Source organism: Longispora sp. NPDC051575 (assembly GCF_040681875.1).
Taxonomy (GTDB): domain Bacteria; phylum Actinomycetota; class Actinomycetes; order Mycobacteriales; family Micromonosporaceae; genus Longispora.
On sequence record NZ_JBFAZP010000014.1, the window covers coordinates 80,952 to 100,607 of the forward strand.

The window sequence follows — 19,656 nt, forward strand, 5'->3', positions numbered from 1 at the left end:
GCAACACACAATGGACACACGTGGTTACGTTCGGCGAGTGCCTCGGGAGTTCATCCAGTGACAGCTGTCAACGACTTCGGATCCGAGATGCGATACCTGCGTCAGAGGAAGGGCCTGACGATCCGGGAGGTCGGCCGGCAGGTCTTCATCAGCTACTCGATGATCAGCAAGTACGAGAACGGGCAACTGCTTCCGAAGTCCGACATCGTCCAGCGGCTGGACGACCTGCTCGACGGTGGTGGTGCGCTGGTCGGCCGTGCCCGGGAGGTGGCGCTCTCCGCTCCGGGGCACCCCTCGCCGGCGACGGGCCTGCCAACGACGACGCGGCACTTCGTGGGGCGGAACCGGGAGATCGGCGAACTGCTGAAGATCCTGACCCCGTCGGGAGCACTCATGTCGGAGCCGGCAGGCGTTCTCGTCCTGCACGGTGCGCCCGGCATCGGCAAGACCGCGCTCGCGGCCTGGGTCGCGCGGCTGCTGCTGCCCCGCTTCGAGCACGGATGCCAGTTCGTCGACCTGCACGGATACACCGAGGGCCGTGCGCCGGCCGACCCCGGAGAGGTGCTCGACCGCCTGTTGCGCCGGCTCGGCGAACGCCCGGAGGCACTGCCGGCCGACGTCGAGGAACTGGCCGCGCTCTTTCGCGCCCGAACCGCGGACCGCGAGCTCCTCCTGATTCTCGACAACGTGCGCTCCACCGCCCAGATCCAGGCGTTGCTGCCCGACGGTGCGCAGTGCCGAACCCTTGTGACCAGCAGAAACTTCCTCTCGGCCCTCGACGGCGTGCCCCGGCTGAGCCTGCGTCCCCTGGAGCCCGACGACGCCGACACGCTGTTCAGGCTGGTCTCCTCAACATCGGACACCGACGGGTACGAGACCGCGGACATCGCCCGGATCGCCGAGTACTGCGGCCGGCTGCCCCTCGCCGTGCGGATCGCCGCCGTGCGTTGCGGGCCGGACTCGCAGCTGGCCGTCTCGCGCTTCGCCGGGCGACTGGCCGACGAGTACGCGCGGTTTCGGGAACTCGACGACGGCGAACGCAGCGTCAAGGCGGCCTTCGAGGAGTCCCGAAAAGCGCTCGACGCCACGGAACGCGAACTCTTCGCCCTGCTCGGGTTGCTGCCCCCCGAGATCATGGAGGTCGCCGCAGTCGCGGCGTTGTCCGCGCTGGACCTTCCAGTCGCCGAGCGCGGGCTGGACCGCCTCGTGGACGCGGGACTACTGATCCGGGTCGATACCGAGCACTACGTCTTCCACGACCTGATCGGGGCCTTCGCGCGACTCGCGGCCCGTGACCTGGCTGGTCCGCACAGCACGGCCGCACTTCGGGGACTGCTGGACCACACGGTACGCAGTTGCTCGCGGGCCGACTCGCTCGTCACGCCGGGCCGGCGCAGATTTCCGCCCCCGCCGACCAGCGGCCCCGAGGGGCAGGACTTCGAAGGGTACGACCATGCCCGGGACTGGCTCGCACAGGAACTCCCCGCGCTGGTGGCCCTGTGCCGTACCGCCTACGAACACGGCTTCGACGAGTACTGCTGGATGATGGCCTTCCACCTCCGGGGCGTGTTCTTCCTGGGTAAACACTGGACCGAGTGGGAGGAAAGCCACGCCTGGGCCCTGGCCGCCGCTCGCCGGTCCGGCAACGCCGTAGCCCAGGCGGCCACCCTGAACAACCTGGGGCTCGCGCTGGTCTGTCAGGGACAGCTGGACCTGGCGTCCGACCGGCTCACGGAGGCCGCCGACATCGCCGGGGCCGCCGGGGACGAGGACGCGCAGTGCACCGCGCGCTCGCACCACGCCTGGGTGATGCACCTGCGCGGCGAACACGAGCGGGCCCTGGCGGAGGAGGCGGCGACCCTGGCGTACTATCAGGCCCGTGGCCGGGAGCGCAACGCCGCCATCGTGCTCCGCGACATGGCCGCGATCGAGATCGTCATCGGCCGGTTCGACGACGCGTTGGGGCACCTGACCTCTGCCCTGGACGTGTTCCGCGCCATTCCGTCACCGCTGGACACGGCGATGGCACTCAACTGTCTCGCGGAGATACACCTCCAGCGTGCGGACCTCGTGGGCGCGTGGCACGGCTTCGCCGACGCGTTCGATGTCGCGAGCCTTGGAACGATCGCCTTCGAGCGTGCCCGCGCGCAGCACGGACTCGGACGGACCGCCGCGGCCCACCACGACAACACAGAGGCGCGCAGGCTGCTCAAGCTGGCTCTCTCCGGGTACACGAGCCTGTCCGCCCGGGAGGAAGTCGATCACGTGCGCGCCGACCTCGCGGCACTGGCGGCCTAGACCCCGGCCGGCACGACTTGTTGCTTCCTGGCTGTGAAACAGGCAACCCCTGCCGGGGACGCCGATCCACGGAGATCCTGGTGTCCGGGCCGACGGGGACAGGGGTGGCTCGCACACCAGCGGGCGACGCGCTGCGTCGTCGTGCTCCGTTAGAGGTGGGTGCCTGTGCCGAGTACCAGTTCACTCCCGGGTCACGTCGAGCCGGTGTTCCGGATCCTCGGTCCCGTGACCATGTCGGGCGCGGAGGGCCCGATCAGGCTCGGCGGTGCGACGATCAAGGCGGTGCTGGCAGCGCTCCTGTTCCGCAGCCGGTCGCGCATCAGTCCCGCCGATCTGATCACGATGGTGTGGGAAAGTCCCTACGGCGCGACCCTGGACAGCCTGTACCACTACATCGGCTCCCTCCGGGCAGCTCTGAGGCAGACGGGCCATGATGGCGCCCTGGAAGCGGCCTTGCCCGGCTACCGGTTGACGGTGGACGACAGCCTGATCGACTGGCGCGCGTTCCAACGCCTCGTGGGTCAGGCGCACCGATCGCTGGGCGAGTCAGACCTCGACCACGCCGCCGGGGCGCTGCGCCGGGCGCTGGCGATGTGGACCGGCCCGCCGATCGCCGACGTCGGAGGGCGGCTCGGCGGCGTCCGCGCGCAGATGGTCGAAGCCCGGCTGGCTGCCACCGAGCAACTGGCCGCGGTGGAGGCGGCGCGGGGCGAACCCGAGCGCGTCCTCGACCTGCTGTGGGCGATTGCGCACGACCAGCCCGCCCGCCGGCGGAGCACGGCGCTGGTGGCCGACGCCCTGCAGGCGCTCGGACGCCGCGACGAAGGCCGGGAGCTGCTGATGCACGCCGACTCGCGCCGGGCCGAACGCCTCGACTGGGGGCCACCGGTCCGGCGGGTCCGATCAGTCTCCGGACGTGACACAAGCCGCCCTGACGGCGTGGGACCGCGCCATCGGGGGTTCGCCGGTCAGCTCGGCGTGCACCCCGGCACCGCCTTCGACGTGTGGTCGGCCGCCGCACTGATCGACTGTGGCGTCGCTGAGACGGAGCGGGTGTTGGGCGCCCTCGTACGGGGCGGGCAGCTCGAACGGCGGGACGCCGGCCGGTACTCGCTGCGGGGACCTGTCCCGCAGGACCCGGACCCCACCGCGCACGAGGCAGCCGTCCGCCGACTGCTCGACTACTACGTGCAGGCCACCGAACGGGCCGACCGGACGGTGTCGCCGCACCGGCACCGCGCACCGGCCGAGGTCGGCAACGCCGGGCGGGAGTACCCCGATCTCGGAAACCACAACGGTGCGATGGACTGGCTGCGCGCCGAGGAGGACAACCTGGCGGCGGTGTGCGCGCTGGCCGCGAAGAGCGGGCTGGAGGGGCACGCCGGGCGCCTCGCGTACAACCTGGGGGGCTATTTCTTCCTCACCAAGCGGTGGGCGGCCTGGCAGGGCATCCTCGACATCGCTCTCGACGCGACCCACCGCACGGGTGACACCCGGGCCGAGGGAACTCTGTCCAACCACCTCGGAGTCGTCGCGCTCGAACAGGGCGACCTGGAGACGGCGGCCGACCGGTACCGGCGCGCGCTGCACCTGTTCCGGGCCGTCGCCGACAGGCACGGTGAGGCGACCACCCTGGCGAACCAGGCCTGGCTGCACTTCTTCGCCGGGCGCTACGAGCGCTTTCTGGAAGGCATGGGGCAGGCTCTCGACTTCTACCGCGCCGAGCGCTCCGACCGCAACGCCGCCATCACGTTGCGGGGGATGGCGCTGGCGGAAACGGAACTGGGGCGCAGCGCTGAGGCCGTCGAGCATCTGCGCGACGTGCTCGGCGTCTTTCTCCGCGACGGGCCGCACCTGGACGTGGCCATCACCCTGAACAACCTGGGCGAGGCGCACGCGAGGGCCGGGAACAACCGGCAGGCGATCCGTCGCCACCGGCAGGCGCTGGAGTACGCGGAGCGCGCACAGAGCCGCTACGAGCTCGCGCGGGCACACCGACGGCTCGGCCACCTGGCGGCGACCCAGCACCGATTCGTCGACGCGGAGCGGCACTGGCGGGAGGCGCTTCGGGGGTTCACCGAGCTGGGGGTGCCGGCTGCCGCCGGCCTGAGGTCGTGGTTGGACGGGCTCGGGTCCGGCCCGGCCACTTCGGGCTGACCGCTGTCCGACCACGCAGAAGCGCCCCGTTGCCCGGTAACGCCCAGAGCCAGGAGATTTCCATGAACTCGGACGCCACCCACCGAAGAGCCCCCAGCCCGCGGTACGACCTGTTTCTCTCACTCAGCGGCGACGACCGACACGCGGCGGGCCGGTTGTACACGGCTCTGTGCGACGCCGGATTGCGGGTGTTCCTCGACGAGCGCGATATCCGGGACTTCCACAGCATCAACTCCGAGATCCAGCTGGCACTGGTGAACTCGACCGCGCTGCTCGCCTACTACTCGGCCAGCTACGCCACCCGCCCCGCCTGTCAGCTCGAACTCACCGCCGCCTTCCTGACCGGTCTCCGGGACGGCGACCCGACCCGACGCATCCTCGTCGTCAACCCCGAACCCGGAACGGACCACCTGCTGCCCACCGAGCTCGCGGATGCGAAGTTTCCCACCTTCACTGCGGCACGGGGCCCTGCCGCCCTGGTCCGCGCGATCGTCGCCCGGGTGGCCGAACTTGACGGCACCTTCGGTGAGCTGAGCTTCGCCGAGCGCCCACCCTGGTACGGCGCGCGGAGCCCCGGCATGCCTCCCGGCTTCATCGGCAGGTACCGGGAGCAGTGGGAGTTGCACAGCGCGCTCGTGGACTGCGACCACCCGATGACCCGCGAGCCCACCTCGGGCGCCCAGGTGGTGCTGGCCGGGCTGTCCGGCAGCGGACGGACCTCACTGGTGGCCGCCTACGCGTGGCAGTTCGGCGCCGCGCATCCCGGAGGTGTCCACTGGCTCAGCCTCGCAGGGGTGGAGGGTGATGCCCGGCAGGTCCTGGCCCGGTACTCCGAGGAGGTCCGCCATCTCGCGGAACAGCTGCGCCTGCCGGTGGCCGGCCTGGACCGGGGGCGGTTGTTCGAGGCGGTCGGCGACCACTTGGCGGCGCGCGCCTGCCCGAGTCTGTGGGTCGTCGACGACGTTCCGCCCGGGCTGGACGCCGACACGATCCGGAAGCTGTTCGCCCCGGTGGGGCACATGGCCCGCACCGTACTCGTGACCCGCCGCGCGGAGCACAGCGCCGACTTCTCGACAGTCGCGCTGGGCTCCATGTCCGCGGTGGATGCCGGAGCGGTCCTGAGCACCTGGCGAAAGGTGCCGGACGGCGCTCCGGAGGTGGCGCGCGCCCACGCGCGGCTGGTCGACAGGATCGGGGGACATCCCCGGACTCTGGTCCTGGCTGGCCTGCGGTTGCGCACCATCGACTACGCCAGCCTCCTGGACCAGGTCGGTGCGGACCCGACCTTCGCGGACCACCTGGTCGGTGACGCGGTCGACGGCCTCGATCGGGTACAGGCGCTGATCCTGCGGATCGCGGAGAAGCTCGCCTCAGGCCCGGTCCCGGCGGAGCTGCTGTGCCGCGCGGTCCAGATCCTGCACCCCGTCGAGGACGGGCACCCGGCAGGTCCGGAGCTGTGCGCCGATGCGTTCGTCGAACTCGAGGCACGCCTCCTGGCGGTCCAGACGCGAGCCGGAGAGTGGCAGTTCCCCCGGGTCGGCGTGCTGGCGTACTCGCACCGGGGGCCGGAACCCGAGGGCGTGCACCGCCTGCTCGCTGCGCGGACGCTCGAACTCCTCCACGGCGGGGTGCTCGACACCACGGCCCGTCGGCATCTGATCGGCCACGCCGAGGCACTGTTGTCCGACGGCGAGGCCGAAGCCCTGGACGACACCATCCGCACCGGGCTCCTGCTCGCGGCAGCCGCGCACCACGAGACTCGCGGGGAACCGCTGTTGGCCGCGCCGCACCGTGAGGCGCTCGTCCGGCAGGACCCCGGCAATGCGTCCCACCTGCTCGCCGCTGCCAGGAATCGGCATCTGGCGGGTGAACCCGAGGCCGCGTTGGGCCATCTCGACCGGCTGCTCGCCGCCGGCCTGGAGACCGAAACGGGAAGCGCGCTCCTGTTGCGTGCCGAGGTGCGCGAGACCCTGGGCCGACTCGACGCGGCAGAGGAGGACTGGGCCAGCTTGCTGAGTGACGCGCCGGTCCCCTCGCAGGTGCGCCTCGCGCGGGTGCGCTCCCTGTCCGCGCGCGACGACAATGTCCGGGCAAGGGCCCTGGTCAACGAACTCCTGGCGACCCAGCACCACGACGGCGGGCTCGCCTCCGACGATCTCCAGGCGGTCCGGGTGGAACTCGCGCGTTGCCAGCGGCGGGCTCACGACCAGCGGGGGGCCCGGGCCACGGCCCGCTCGGTCGTGGAGTACTACGCCGGCACCGGCCTGCCCGAGCACCGCACAGCGGTCGAGGCCCGGGAAGTACTCGCGGACTCGCTGTTGGCTCTGGAGCTCTGGGACCTGAAGCCCGACGAGGGCGACTGGGTGGAAGGCGAGGTCCTGCTGCGCGGCACCTGGCGGGGCTTCGTCGACAGTCACGGTCCCCTGAACCCGCTCACCCTGCGGATCGCCGTCCAGCACGGCTACGCCCTGGTCTGTCTGGGACGGGCAGAGCAGGCTCGCATGGAGCTGACGCGCACCGACGCGGACGTCGCCGGCCGGCTGGGTGACACCCATCCACTCAGGCTCCGGTCGCGTTTCCTGCTCGGTCAGGCGTCGGCCCAACTCGAGGACTGGCTGAACGCCTGCGACCTGTTCGCGTTCGTCACGACGTGGCAGCGCGCGACCCTGGGGCCCGAGCACGTCCACACGCTGATCAGTCAGGTGGAGTACGCGGTGGCCCTGCAGATGACGTCCCGGGAGGAGGAGGCCGCGCCACTGTTCGACGAGGTGATGCGGACCTCCCGGCGGGTACTCGGCTGGAACAACGACGTGTTCGGCAAGGCCCTCGCCGGGAGGTTGCTGCGGTACGTGCCGGGCCGGGCGTGGCGGCTGATCACCCGGAAGCCGTGAGGAGCGGGGTCAGCGGACGAACACCGCGTCGCCCATAGCTCCGGTGAATGCGCGCTCGCTGTTCGTCTTGGAGTCTCGGGCGGAGCAGGCGAACCGCAGACGCACGACCCCGCTGAGGTCGACGGTAATGGCCTTCGGGTGCCCCAGCGACACCTCATGTCGTTGGCCCAACTGGCGGCCGTCCTGGTCGTAGAACAGCATCTCGATCACGCCGCCGAAGGCGTACCTGGCGTCGTCGGGCACGCCCAGCGTCGCTGCCAACGTCCGCTGTCCGGCGACGTTCCACTCCGCGATGCTGTAGGTCACTCTGGAACACGTGAGGCTGACGCTGCGGGGGTACCGCACGCTCGACAGGGACACCGGCGAGGCGTCCATCGACCCGGTCACCGTGTCGACGCTGTCCAGGTAGGTCCGGGAACCGGGCGGCGGTTCGACGAAGGGAGAACCGCTCGGTGAGGGGCTACCCGAAGCCGACGACGATGGCGACGCCGACACGGAGGGGCTCGGGGAGGCACTCGGCGTCGGCGATGGCTCGGCGGCGAAGGTCCGGGCGGGGGTCGGCACGGGGTCCGGGGCGGGGGCCGTGGCCGTGACGACCGGCTCGGCGGACAGCACCCGAACCCCACTGACACTGGCGGTCAGTGCGGAGATCGCGGCGAGACCGACGGTGAGCAGGATCCACTGCTGCCGGCTCATCCACCGCCACGGTCGTGGCGCGCGCGGTGAGTCCATCAACTTTCGCGCCTTGGCGGTCCTCTCCGCCACCAGCGCGGATACGACACCGAGGACGGTCGTGAGGAGGGCGAAGAAGATCAGCACCCCGAGGTTGGCGTCCGCGGACGCGGTCCAGGCGAGGGTCATCGCCAGGATCAGGAACATCAGGAGGGTGGAGCTCACGACGAGCGCGGCCTTCTCACTTCGAGTCACCGCAGCAGTATTGGCACCCGTCAACCCGGAAGAGAACCGGCGCGGACGGAATTCCCAGGTCGGCGCGGGCCGTCGGAGGTCATGACGGGTGGTACTGACCGTGTGTGACCTGGGTCGATGCCGTGGCGGTTGACTGTGTTTGTTTTCTGACAGTGAGCCGGCGAACCGACTGTCCATCATGGACTCAACGGGGTGCGTTGCGGGACGGGCGTCGCGCGCGGCCCTCGCTGGAGGATCGTCCGTGACGCCCTCACCTGCGACGATGCCTTCTCTGAGTGGCTGTTCGGGGCGTCAGGCGCCGCTCCTCGTTACCCGGGGTCGGTAAGACACCCGGGGTAGTGTCCCGGTCCACGAAGTCCGCCGGACCACCGCGGGTGGCCCGCGCCCCACCGTCGAGAGGTGAGCCGTGACCTGGATCTACCGCAAGTTCGCCAAGGTTCTGGTGGCCGTCGTGACGATCGCCCTGGTCGCGACCGGTGGCGCGTGGTTCCTCAACCGTCTGGACGTGTTCGGTGAACGGACCACGGACCGCAGCGGACCGGTGGTGCTCAAGTCGATTCGCGACATGAAGCGGTTCGTCGCCGCCTCGGGGCACTTCGAGATTGTGATCGACGTGCAGAAGAACACCGCCAACGTGCCGTCCTTCCTGATCGGCACCCGCACGATCTACGTGGCCGTCGGTGACGTCAACGCGTACGTCGACCTGGAAAACCTGGCCGGTCCCCATCTCGTGGTGTCCGCGGACCGACGTTCCGTCAGCGTCACCCTGCCGCTGCCGGAGATGGAGAAGCCCAACATCGACAACAAGTCGAGTTACGTCGCCTCGCAGGACCGCGGTGTCCTCACCCGGATCGGGGACGCGTTCGGTGACAACTCCGGCCGCACCCAGGAACTCAACGTGATGGCAGAGGAGAGGATCTCGGCTGCGGCCAAGGCGAGCGACTTGGGCAACCGGGCGCAGAGCAACACCACGGCAACCGTGACCGCGCTGATGACCTCACTCGGTTTCACCTCGGTGACGGTGACATTCGCGAAGCCGTGACCCGTCGCGGAAGGGCAGGTGAGCCGATGGGCGCCAGGGTTCCTCCGGGTACCCGTGGAGTCGACCGCCTAGCCGGGGACGCGGTTACTCTCCGAGTTGTGTCGGGTGCGCGACAATCTACACAAGTATCCGCACTCTGGCGCGACGATCGACCCTGGGTTCATCGCTACTCATCCACTGTCACCAACCGCCACGTCGTGCGGTGACAGAGTGTTGCCCTGGACATGGCCGCTCGCCGGAGGGTCACCGTATTGACCAGATACTTTCCGCCTCGGCTCGGGGACACGGCCGCAGACATCTGGCGGCCTTACCTGGATCCGCCGCTCCTGACGCCTGAGGCAGTCGACGGACTCTCCTCGATGGTTCCCTCGGAGGCGGAACGGCTCGGGCGGTACCTGGGCGCGGTGGTCTCCGCCAGGCAGTGTCCCGTCCACATAGCGGTCGCCTTCAACGCCGTCTACTTCGGCTACGACGTCGTCGCGGGCGGGTACGTGGGAGGTCCCCTCGACCTGGACGTCTTTCCCCAGGTCCGGCTCGGTGACAGCGGTCCGGCCCTGCCGATCGGCGCGATGATCAATCTGGTGACAGGCGCGGGACTGCTGCCCGCGGAGGTCGTCTACAAGGAGGGTGCGCGCTGGTCCACCGACCAGGGGGAGGAGATCCCCGAAGACATCGTCGGGGAGTCTGCCGCCCCTGCGGACGCACACGTCGCCACCCTGCGCGAACGGCTGGTCATCGACTTCGACGCCTTCGGAAGGGGCCTTTCCGCGTCCACCACGCAGATCGCCCGACTGTCCAGGAAAGCACGGTGGCTGAACCCGGACGGTCACCTCGTCCTGGATTCCGAATACCCGTCGGCGGCCGCGGCGGACCTGGACGACCTGGCCTACTACGCACGTTATCTGGCCGGCCCGGCCCGACACCTGATCCTGAGCTCGCTGGCGCCGCTGCCGCTGGCGACGCTTCTGGCACCAGGCGCCGGCGCCATCGCTCTCGAACAGGCTCTGACTTCGGTGTTCGCCACGGTCCGCGAGGCGCTCCTGTGGAACGGGGAGATCCGCATGCACGGCGACTACGCGGTGTCCCGAGCTTCCTACGCCTCCCGACTCCACGACGACGGAGTACTCGGTGGGGGCGACCTGGACAGCCTGAGCACGACCATCGCCGGCAGTGCCGTTCCGAGGCCGGGCAGGCGGGGATCACGGGCGGCACGGGTGACGCACACCGCGCTGGGGCCCGCGATCCGGAAGCTGGCTGGCACGGGAGGCCTCCTGCGGGGGCTGGCCTATCCCCTGGCGATCTGTCACGCGAACCTGCTGCTGGGGGACTTCGCGAGATCGTCCAGCGACGAGGAGACCGGCCTGCTCGACAACGGGGTGCGGTTGACTCTCCGAGACGCATGGCAGGCGGGTGGCGTGTGGCGCGCTGAGTACGTGGGCCGGGAAGCGCTGCCGTCGCCCGACCTGCCGGACCCCGGATTCCCGCCGGGACCGGTGGTCGCCCCGGAGGACGCGCCCCGGGCACCGGCCCCCTGGGAGACGGTCTCGTGGGCGCGGGACGACGAGTCACTGAGCGAACCGCGGATCATCGAGGCGTCCGACGAGGAGGTCGTGTGGACGTCCGTTCTCCGACTCTCCCACCTGCGCAACGCGACCCTGCTACTGCCGGATCCTGTCGCAGCGGGACTGGCGCCGACGCCGAACGCCCTGCGAGTGGAACTCGACCACGATGGCGGGCTGACGACAAGTGTCGCCACGGTGGTCCGCGCCGCCGGCCGACCGTACCTGGCAGGGTCGGTCTGGCCCTCGTCCTTCTTTCCCGGCATCGTGCTGATTCTGCGTTGGACCCCGGGCACTGATGTCGTGCGCGCTCGGACGGTGCGTCTCGATCCCCCGGTCCGCGTCGACGGAGAGACCTTCTGGTACCGGTTCGACCGGCGCGTACTGACGCGCGATGGTGCCGCGGAGGATGGGGACGGCGCTCCGACCGGGGCCGTGCACCAGGTGATGCGGGCCGTCAGAGTCCTGGGCCTGTTGGACAACTACGGGCGGGCCACGCTTCCGGAGTCCCGGTTGTTCGAGGCCGTTCGCCTTCTCTGGCACGATCGTGGCGCCCGACCGGATCCCGAACTCACCGCCGCTGTCGTGACTCTGCTCGCCCGGAGGGTGCTGAGCCTGGAGTGGGGGAGCCTGGCGGCCGACGGGCAGGTCGACCATCCGGCCCGGGCACGGCAGGCCCGGATCCGGCTGCTGTCCTACGTTCCGGTCCGTGACGACTCCGCCTGGACCCAGCCGGAGTGGTCGCCGCTGGCCGCGGCGCGCCCTCTGGCCCACAGCCACGTGGTCCAGGGCCACATCCGGCGCATCGACCACCTGGGACAGCAGGCCAGCGACGCCGCCCGTACCGCGTACCGCGAGGACAAGGAGCTGTGGGGGCTCGTGGGAAGCCGCGAGATCCCGGACGGCTACACGTATGTGCCAGCACACCGCCGGGGCGTCTAGAGGGCGTTCCCGTTCACCCTTCCCACCCACCCGGAGCAGCCCTTGAGCAGAACCCGCACTGGCCTCGGCATGCAGTGCAGCGACCTGGACCCCTACCCGGCCTTCGACCATACCGGCGACGTCAGCGTGGAGAACCTGACCGCCCTGAAGCTGCTCTCCCAGGTTCTGGCGTCCGTCCCGGAACCGCTGAAGCGCGCCATCGACACGGTGTCCGAGAACGACATCCAGACGCTCGTGAACAGCATGCCGGTCAAGTACCGGTCCCACGCGATGCACGTACTCGGCATCCGACTCAACGCCACCAGGGTGAACCTGCCCCTGTGCCAGGACGTGCTGAGCCGGCTTCGGAAGAGTCCCGACTCAGCCCAGAGCCGACACGCGCTCCGGCACCTGACGTTCGCGCCGTACTCGGCACTCTTCAACCAGGTCTGGGCCGAACGGCTGTCCCAACCACCGGTGGAGCACCAGTGGAGCAGGCCGTTGTTGCGCCTGGCGGTCTGGGCGAGGCTATCCGCGAACGCCCTAGACGCCCCGGTCTGGCAGTGGGCACTCCAGCAGGACTGGGTGGTGGACGGCTTCGAGGAGAAGGAGATGAAGGCGGTCCTCGCCGAGGTGGAGACCGTGCTGGCGAAGGTCCCCACCTGGCAGGAGAAGGCCCCGGAGTTCCTGGGCGCCGACGACGTGGTCGATGCTGAGGACGCCTTTGACACCGGTGACACCGATGCCGGGACGGTCCCTCTCGGAATCGAGGAACTGTCGGGAACGCTCGCCGAACTCAGGGAACACGTCGCGGCGGCCAACCAGCCAGCCGAACGCCTGGTCAACTCCGTTCTCAGCGGCAACCGCCCGTTCGAGGCGGACATCGCGGCGATCAGTGAACTCGCGACGGCGTTCGACCTCGTCGTAGCCCAGTTCGTCGGGTCGGGCCTGACCGTCGATCCCCAGTTGGACTCCCTCGAAGACGCGTTGCTCGCGGCGAGGTCCACGGCCGAGGAGGCCGGGTTGCGGGATCCTCTGGGCGCTGTCGCGGCCCTTCGGGCCGCACCGGACTCACCGGCCGCACCCCTGTTGACCATCGCGCAGGCTCAGTCCCGGGCACTGGCGGAGGCATCGACCTGGACAGCCGAGGACCGGAACAGGGCCGTCGCGATGGGCGCTCTCGTGGAACTCGTACGTCTCAGGGACGGCTCGGCTGGTGACCAGGACCGGCAGTACGGTCTCCAGGACCAGTGGGCCTCGGGGGCGCCTGATCTCGCGCGCCTGGCGTTCCTGGTTCCCCAGCTGTTCCTGGTGGCTGACGAGCCTGACATCACGGTGGAACTGGCCGAACCAGAAGACCTGGATGAGCCACCAGAGGACCTGCCGGAGCCAGAGGAACCAGCGGACGTGGAGGAGCCGGAGAGGGCGCCGGCGCCCGTACCGGAGAAGGCGCCGGCGGCTCGCGTCGATCCGGGTCACGTACCCGCCCCGTCCCGGGTCCCCGCACCCGTGCACCCCGACGAGCCCGTAGGCAGATCCGCCGTTTCGGCAACGGAGGCCCCCGGGGCGGACGTTTCGGAGACGCCGTCGGAGCAGGCTGAGGAAGATCCCGCCGTGGCCCTGGTCGTTCGATTGCTGGCCGAGCGCCGCCAGGATCTCGCCTACCAGGTGGCCGTCGCCGCGGACTGGTCGCCGCTGTACCAGACCGCCTTCCGGATCGCGACCTACGCCGAAGGCCTTCGGGCCGACGCGGGTGGCTGCGGGTCGGCCCTCGTGGCCGAGATGACCGACCTGGACGTGGAGGCGGTCGCACTGGACTGGGTGGCGGCTGGGCTGATCGTCCCGGCGGCGATCCGGACCGCGTTGGTGACCGGCGAACACACCGCCGGTGCCCTGCTCAACGCCCTGGCTCTTCGCCTGGAAAACAGCCTGGGCACGACCTGTTCCGAGATCGCCCATCGGACCCTGTCCGGAGCGCTGCTGGAATGTCCGCCCCTGGTGGTGGTCGAGGACGTCGCCACGGCGGAACAGGATCTGGAAGGGGCACGTCGAGCCTGCGAGGAGGCGTTGGCGAAGTCGCCGCGTTTCCGGCTCCAGAGGGCTGATCTGATCGCGCAGCAGTGGTTGAAGGCCGACGGTCTGCTGGGTTCCATGCTGCGCCGTGCCACCGCTGACGACCGCGCGGCGATTCCCCAGGTCATGGAGGAACTCCGCCGCATCCACCAGCCGTCCGTCCTCCAGGCCGAGCTCGACGACCAGGACCTCAGGTTCCGGGGTACGGGCACCAAGCGCCTGGAGGGCAAGGTACGGCAGGAACTGGTGCGACTGGTCCAGACCGACACGCAACTCGTGGAGCGGTGGATCGCCGCGGTTCGGGGATTCTCCCGCTCCGGCTCTCCGGACCTCGCCCGCAAGGAGGCCGAGGTGGCGGCGATGCGCGCCACGGTGCTCCACCGGACGCAGGCCACCCTGGAGGCATTGTCGGATCGCGCCCGACACGAGGAGGGCAATCCTCTGGGGCAGGCCGTCACCGGATACGCCCGGGAGTCCCTGCGGCGGACGTTCGCGCTGCTCGCAGGGTCAGACCGCCTGTCCGGGCAGGAGCGGCCGACCAGCCTCGTCCTCAGCGCCGAACTGCTCAAGCTTGCCGGGGTCACCATTGTCTCGGAGATCAACGAGATCTCCCGCCCGGGGACGACGGTGTCGGAACTGGCCACCATCGCCGGCGTCGACTGGCGGTCGGCGGTATCGGCACACGCGGACGCGCACAGCTTCGACGTCGTGGAGTACATCCTGAGGTGCGTCGACATCGGGGCTCTGGTCGAGTCCGACGGGGCGGCCACCGTGTTGGGCGAGGACGTCCGGCAGGAGGCGCGTGAGGCGCGGCAGCGCGTCTGGCAGGAACTGGTGACCGACCAGGAGCGGCTTGACGGCGAGTTGCGCAGGGCGCGCCTCGACGAGGCCGTCACGGAGGGCGAGGAGCGGACGCTGGACCTCCGGCTGCGCGCGGTCACGGCGGACCGGCCGGACCTCGGCACCGTGCGGACCGAGCTGGACGGCGTGCGGGAGCAGCTGAAGCTGTTGACCGGTCGGCGCGCGACCGGACTCCGTGCCCGACTCGACGCGCTGGCCGACCTCGCCCCCGGGATCCGTGAGCGGGTGCTCCAGGCGCTCGAGCAGGGGCAGTACAGCACGGCTGACGAGATGATCGCGCAGCTCGACCAGGGCAATCCGATTCCCGAGACCCAGGACGAGCGCCGCGAGTTCTCGATGTTCTTCCCGGAGGTGCCGCTCGCCCTGCAGGACGGGATCTCGACGGATCTCATCCGGGCTGTCCGTCAACGAGAAGTCTTTCAGGGGACCTCGGGCCTGGACTTTCGATCCCTCTCCGACCAGGCGAGCTCACGCGCCGTCGAGGCGTTGGAGGGCTGGCGTGACATGAGCAGGCGAGGTCTCGGCCAGCGGAGTTTCCGCGAGAGCGAACTGCTGTCCCCGGCGCTGCGTCTGATGGGGTACGGAAGCCTGCGCGGTCCGCAGAAAGAGGAGGTCACCCGGGGACGGGCGGACTTCCGATTCCTGAACCTTCCCGACGCGGAGCCGATCGGACAGTCGCAGATCCCGGCGTTCGGGTCCGACCTCGGTACCAATCTCAAGATCATGTTGGTCTGGGGGCGGCCGTCCCCCGAGCTGCTCCTGAGCTACGCGGCCCTCGAACGTGGTGGGGGTGCCCTGCTGATCGCCTACTTCGGCACCATGTCCCCCCAGCACCGAGCCGCCCTTGCGGTGCACAGCGTCGGTAAGCGTCCCCTCGTGGTGCTGGACGACGCGGCACTGGCGTTCCTCGCCGCGCATGGCAACGGCCGCCTCGACACCACGATGAACATCCTGCTGCCGTTCTCCGCGGCCAACCCCTACGTGAGCCAGAAGCGGAGCCGGGTCGCGACGGAGATGTTCTTCGGCCGCGAACAGGAACTCGAGGGTCTGGTGCACCCGAACGGCCCCCAGGTCGTATTCGGCGGGCGGGGGCTCGGCAAGTCCGCGCTGCTCAAGCGGGCCAGCCAGAAGTTCACCAGCCAGAGTCCCGCCCACAGCGTCAGTCTCCTGCTGAGCCTGGACACCATCCACTTCGGCGGCGCGGCCTCCTCGTCGGCGGTGTGGTGGGCCATCGGAACGGCGTTGGAGGAGCAGGGTGTCCCGCGTCCCAAGCAGGCCAAGGGCGAGCAGCCGGGTGAACCGTACACTCTGGTCCGCAGCACGGTGCGCGCCTGGCTACGGGGCGACCCGCGCCGTCAGCTCCTGATCCTGCTGGACGAGGCCGACAAGTTCTTCGAGTCGGACGCGCCCGGCTTCTACGAGACCCGCCGTCTCCGCGACCTCGGGCAGGACAACGACGGCAGGGTGAAGGCGGTGTTCGCGGGGCTGCATTCCGTGCAGCGGTACGCGAAGGTCGCCCGCAACAGCCCGTTCAGCCATCTCGCGCAGACCCCGACCGTGGTCGGACCGCTCAGTCCGCAGGACGCGGCGAACCTGCTCGCCGAACCACTGTCGGTGCTCGGGTACGAGTTCGAGGATCCGAACCTGATTCTGCGCATTCTCGGCTACTGCTCCTACCAGCCGTTCCTGCTGCAGATGTTCGGCTATCGGCTCGTGCAGGCGATGCACAAGCGGCGCTCGGAGAATCCGGGCGGCTTCCCGCCGTACCTGATCACCCGGGACGACGTGCAGAACATTCACGGCGACACCTCCCTCCGTCAGGGGATCACGTCGGCGTTCCGGGACACGTTGCTGCTGGATCCCCGGTACAACGTCATCGCGAACGTCGTGGCGCTCAACGCGCACGAGAACGGCCTGAACTCCCAGCTCAGTCAGGCCGCCCTGTGGGCTGCTTGCAAGGACTGGTGGTCGGTCGGCTTCGAGGACCTCGACGCCGAGGCGTTCCGGGCGTATCTCGTGGAGATGGAGGGGCTCGGCGTGCTCGCGCCGGACACCGGGCGCGGTTGGCACCTGCGCAGCAGCAACGCGCTGAACATGATCGGCACCCTGGACGAGGTGGAGAACCAGCTCATCCGGGCGGCGTCGGAGAGTATCCCCGAGGAGTTCGCGGCACTGGAGTCCCGGCCCCAGTTGCGGGAGGGGGGCTCGTTCGCGCCACTCACCACCAGTCAGGTGGCCGACGTTCTCGGGGAGCACACCAACCAGGTCCGGGTGCTGCTCGGCACCCAGGCGACCGGGATCAACCAGGTCGACGCGGCGCTGCGGGAGCTGACCGCGCAGGCCGGCGGCTGGACGGTGCCCCCGGTACCTCGGTGGCGGGACTTCGAGCGCGAGTTGTCGGCGGGACGTCCGAACGAGAAGCGGGTCGTTGTGAGCGATCTGTCCATCAAGGGACCGCACGAGGGCCGGTGCCAGGAGACGTTGGACTTCGCGCTGGCTTCGGTGCCCGACGCCCCTGGCGTGACCCGCTCGGCGGTGATCATCGCGGGCCCCGCGCAGCGCGTCCTGTGGCGCAGCCTGCTGCTGGAGGGACGCGAGGAGCCGGCGCTCGGACTGGTGCGACTGCGCCGGTTCTCGGCGCAGGGTCTGCGGTTGTGGACCCTGGAGCAACCGGCGTTCACCGGAGAGGGCATGTTGGCCGAACTGGGTGAGGCGACGGGCGGTTGGCCCGTGCTGGTCGACAGGGTCGCGGGACTCGTCAAGCAGGGCAACACGGAGCGGCGGGCACTCAGCCAGGTGCGGAGCCAGCTGGAAACTGCCGCCGGAAGTGCGGAGTTCCTCGAACTGGCCGGCTTCGTGGATGACACATTGCTGGTGGCCGCCTACCGGTCGATCCGGGAGTACATGGAGCCGCACGGCCTCGATCACGCTTCCCTGGTCGAGGCGGCCGGGATCGAGATCGGGGCGGAACTCGCGGAGGAGAAGTTGGCGTACCTCTCCGTGATGCAGGTTTTCGTGTCCGACTCGTCGGATGGGTTCGGTCCCGATCAGGGGCTGCCTGGCCGGTTCGTCCTGGAGCCGGTGCTGCTGGGCTGCTGGGAAAGGCACTACCGCGAGTAGTCGCCCGCGCGCGACAGCGGGTCGGCCCCGGCGTGAGCCCGGGCCGACCCGCACGATCTGCCAGTTAGGGGCGCTGGCCCGCCGCATCCACAATGGACAATTCGGACACCCCGCCGCCCCCACTCATCCCCAGATACTCATGCGACTGCTTGTCGAACACGAGCACCTGCAACGCGCTCCCGTAGTGCGACCACCCGATCCCGATCCCATGCCGCCCGGCCCCATCGACGGCGTCCGGCACCACGGTCACCCCCTCGAACCGCGACAACGCCTCGAACAGCGCCGCCCGGGCCTTCGGCCGCAGGTAGCGCGCCTCCAGCAGGTCCATCGCCTCCTTCGCGGCGGCGTTGGTCGGGCTGGTGTTGCCGGCGGCCTCCCCGTTCAGGTAGGCGAGCATGCCGTCCGCGGTGTCGGGCAGCTTCGGGTAGGCCGGTCTGGGCACGCACGGCTCGGTGATGCTGGGCTGGATCTTGTCGTACCTGTCCACCGTGGCCTTGCGGCCGTTCCGGCAGCCGGGGAGTGGGCTGACCTCCGGGGAACCGGCCTGGGTCATCTGGCCGTCGCGGGTGCCGTCCATGGACAGCCAGAGCTCGCCGACGGTGCGCTTCACGTAGAGGAACTGGTCGGGGCGGGGCTCGACGTCGGGCAGGGTGGCGGCCGAGACCGCCGCCCGGTGCAGGATGTCGGCGGCGTGGGCCGGCTGCGTCGGTCCCGTGATCGGGTCGGCGGGGGCGAGGATGAGCAGGCCGGCGACCACGGCGGCGGCCGTCAGGGCGGGCAGGCCGAAGCCGAGCGCGAACCGGAACTTCCGCCGGGGCGGCCGGACGGTGCGGGGGGTGCCGAGCTCCACGGCCTCCGGAACCGCGGTGAGCGTGACCCCGGCGGGCACGTTGGCGGCCGCGACGACCAGCCCGGCCCGGCGACCGGTCACCGCAGGCTCGGCCTGCGACGCCGTGAAGGAGAGCATCAGCCGGGTACGCACGTCCGACAGCTCGTCCGCCGTCCGCAGCGGGGTGTCCTGGCCGAGTTCGTGGACCAGGCGGAGTTCATCGACCATGGTGCAGCACCTCTTCGATCGTCGTCGTCATGGGCTCGGAGGCGCCGAGCGCGGCCCGCACCTGCTGGCGGGCCCGGTGGAGTCGGGACCGGACGGTGCCGACCGGGATCGCCAGCGCGGTGGCGACCTCCTCGTAGCTGAGTTGTTCCTGGGCGACCAGGAGGAGGACGTCCCGGTCGCCGTCGGAGATGCCGGCGAGCGCGTCGAGGAGCAGTCCGCGCAGGGCCTGGCTGGTCACGTCGAGGGCGACCCGTTCGGCGTGGCCGGGCTCGTCGCCGGCGGGCGGGACGGCCTGGACCAGTCGGTACCGGCGCACCTCGTCCCGGCGGTGCTGGGCCACGAGGTGGGTGGCGATGCCGTACAGCCAGGGGCGGGCGTCGGGCCGGTCGGCGACGTACCTGTCACGTTTGCCGAAGGCGACCAGGAATGTCTCGGCGAGCAGGTCGTCGGCGGGTTCGTGCCCGAGCCGCCGGGCCAGGTACCGGTGGATGTGCGGACCGTGGCGGTTGAACAGCACGCCGAAGTGCTCCGGCTCCCGGAGGGAATCGGTGATGACCTCGGCGTCGGACCCGGTATGCGTCATGCGTGGGCCTCTCACGATCGGGGGGTGGACGCCTGTTATCCGTGATCCGCGCCGATCGGGTTCACGGGGCCCCTGACCCCGGGTCGGGACTGTCGCCGACACCGTAACCGGGCACCAACCGCAGGGTGGGCCGTTTTCCGGATTGCCCGGGCGCTTTCCCGGTGGTT

At 70.2% G+C, this 19,656-nt stretch carries 9 protein-coding genes; 6 read left to right on the forward strand and 3 right to left on the reverse strand.

What is annotated here, in order from left to right:
- The first annotated feature begins 57 nt into the window (after positions 1-57).
- The 3 genes from AB0M43_RS35570 to AB0M43_RS35580 all read left to right on the forward strand — a co-directional run bounded on the left by AB0M43_RS35570 (position 58) and on the right by AB0M43_RS35580 (position 7,346).
- Positions 58-2,298: a helix-turn-helix domain-containing protein gene (locus AB0M43_RS35570; RefSeq protein WP_363731302.1), complete on the forward strand. Its 2,241-nt coding sequence runs from the start codon at positions 58-60 to the stop codon at positions 2,296-2,298.
- 165 nt (positions 2,299-2,463) lie between these two features.
- Positions 2,464-4,455, forward strand: a complete 1,992-nt coding sequence (locus AB0M43_RS35575) for a tetratricopeptide repeat protein (RefSeq protein ID WP_363731305.1) — start codon at positions 2,464-2,466, stop codon at positions 4,453-4,455.
- A 62-nt stretch (positions 4,456-4,517) separates the two neighbouring features.
- Positions 4,518-7,346 (forward strand): TIR domain-containing protein, encoded by a 2,829-nt coding sequence (locus tag AB0M43_RS35580; RefSeq protein ID WP_363731307.1) that lies wholly within the window; start codon positions 4,518-4,520, stop codon positions 7,344-7,346.
- A 9-nt stretch (positions 7,347-7,355) separates the two neighbouring features.
- Here the strand turns inward: AB0M43_RS35580 and AB0M43_RS35585 are convergent, their stop codons facing one another.
- A complete protein-coding gene (locus tag AB0M43_RS35585; RefSeq protein WP_363731309.1) occupies positions 7,356-8,273 on the reverse strand; it encodes a hypothetical protein in 918 nt (305 codons plus the stop codon).
- Positions 8,274-8,679: 406 nt separating this feature from the next.
- Here AB0M43_RS35585 and AB0M43_RS35590 point away from each other — a divergent pair, with 406 nt between their 5' ends.
- The 3 genes from AB0M43_RS35590 (at position 8,680) to AB0M43_RS35600 (ending at position 17,849) form a co-directional block, all read left to right on the forward strand.
- Positions 8,680-9,315: a DUF4230 domain-containing protein gene (locus tag AB0M43_RS35590; RefSeq protein ID WP_363731312.1), complete on the forward strand. Its 636-nt coding sequence runs from the start codon at positions 8,680-8,682 to the stop codon at positions 9,313-9,315.
- A gap of 359 nt (positions 9,316-9,674) precedes the next feature.
- Complete coding sequence (locus AB0M43_RS35595) at positions 9,675-11,816, forward strand: hypothetical protein (protein ID WP_363731314.1); 2,142 nt, start codon at positions 9,675-9,677, stop codon at positions 11,814-11,816.
- A gap of 42 nt (positions 11,817-11,858) precedes the next feature.
- Entirely contained in the window at positions 11,859-17,849 is a 5,991-nt protein-coding gene (locus tag AB0M43_RS35600) for an AAA family ATPase (protein ID WP_363731316.1), read from the forward strand.
- Positions 17,850-17,913: 64 nt separating this feature from the next.
- On the opposite strand, the gene AB0M43_RS35605 is transcribed toward AB0M43_RS35600, so the two are convergent.
- Together AB0M43_RS35605 and AB0M43_RS35610 are read right to left on the reverse strand one after the other, a co-directional pair.
- Positions 17,914-18,906 (reverse strand): CU044_5270 family protein, encoded by a 993-nt coding sequence (locus AB0M43_RS35605; RefSeq protein ID WP_363731317.1) that lies wholly within the window; start codon positions 18,904-18,906, stop codon positions 17,914-17,916.
- The gene (locus AB0M43_RS35610) at positions 18,896-19,489 is read right to left on the reverse strand and encodes an RNA polymerase sigma factor (protein ID WP_363731320.1); all 594 of its coding nucleotides are present in this window, start codon (positions 19,487-19,489) and stop codon (positions 18,896-18,898) included. Before AB0M43_RS35610 ends, AB0M43_RS35605 begins: the two co-directional genes overlap by 11 nt.
- Positions 19,490-19,656: the final 167 nt, after the last annotated feature.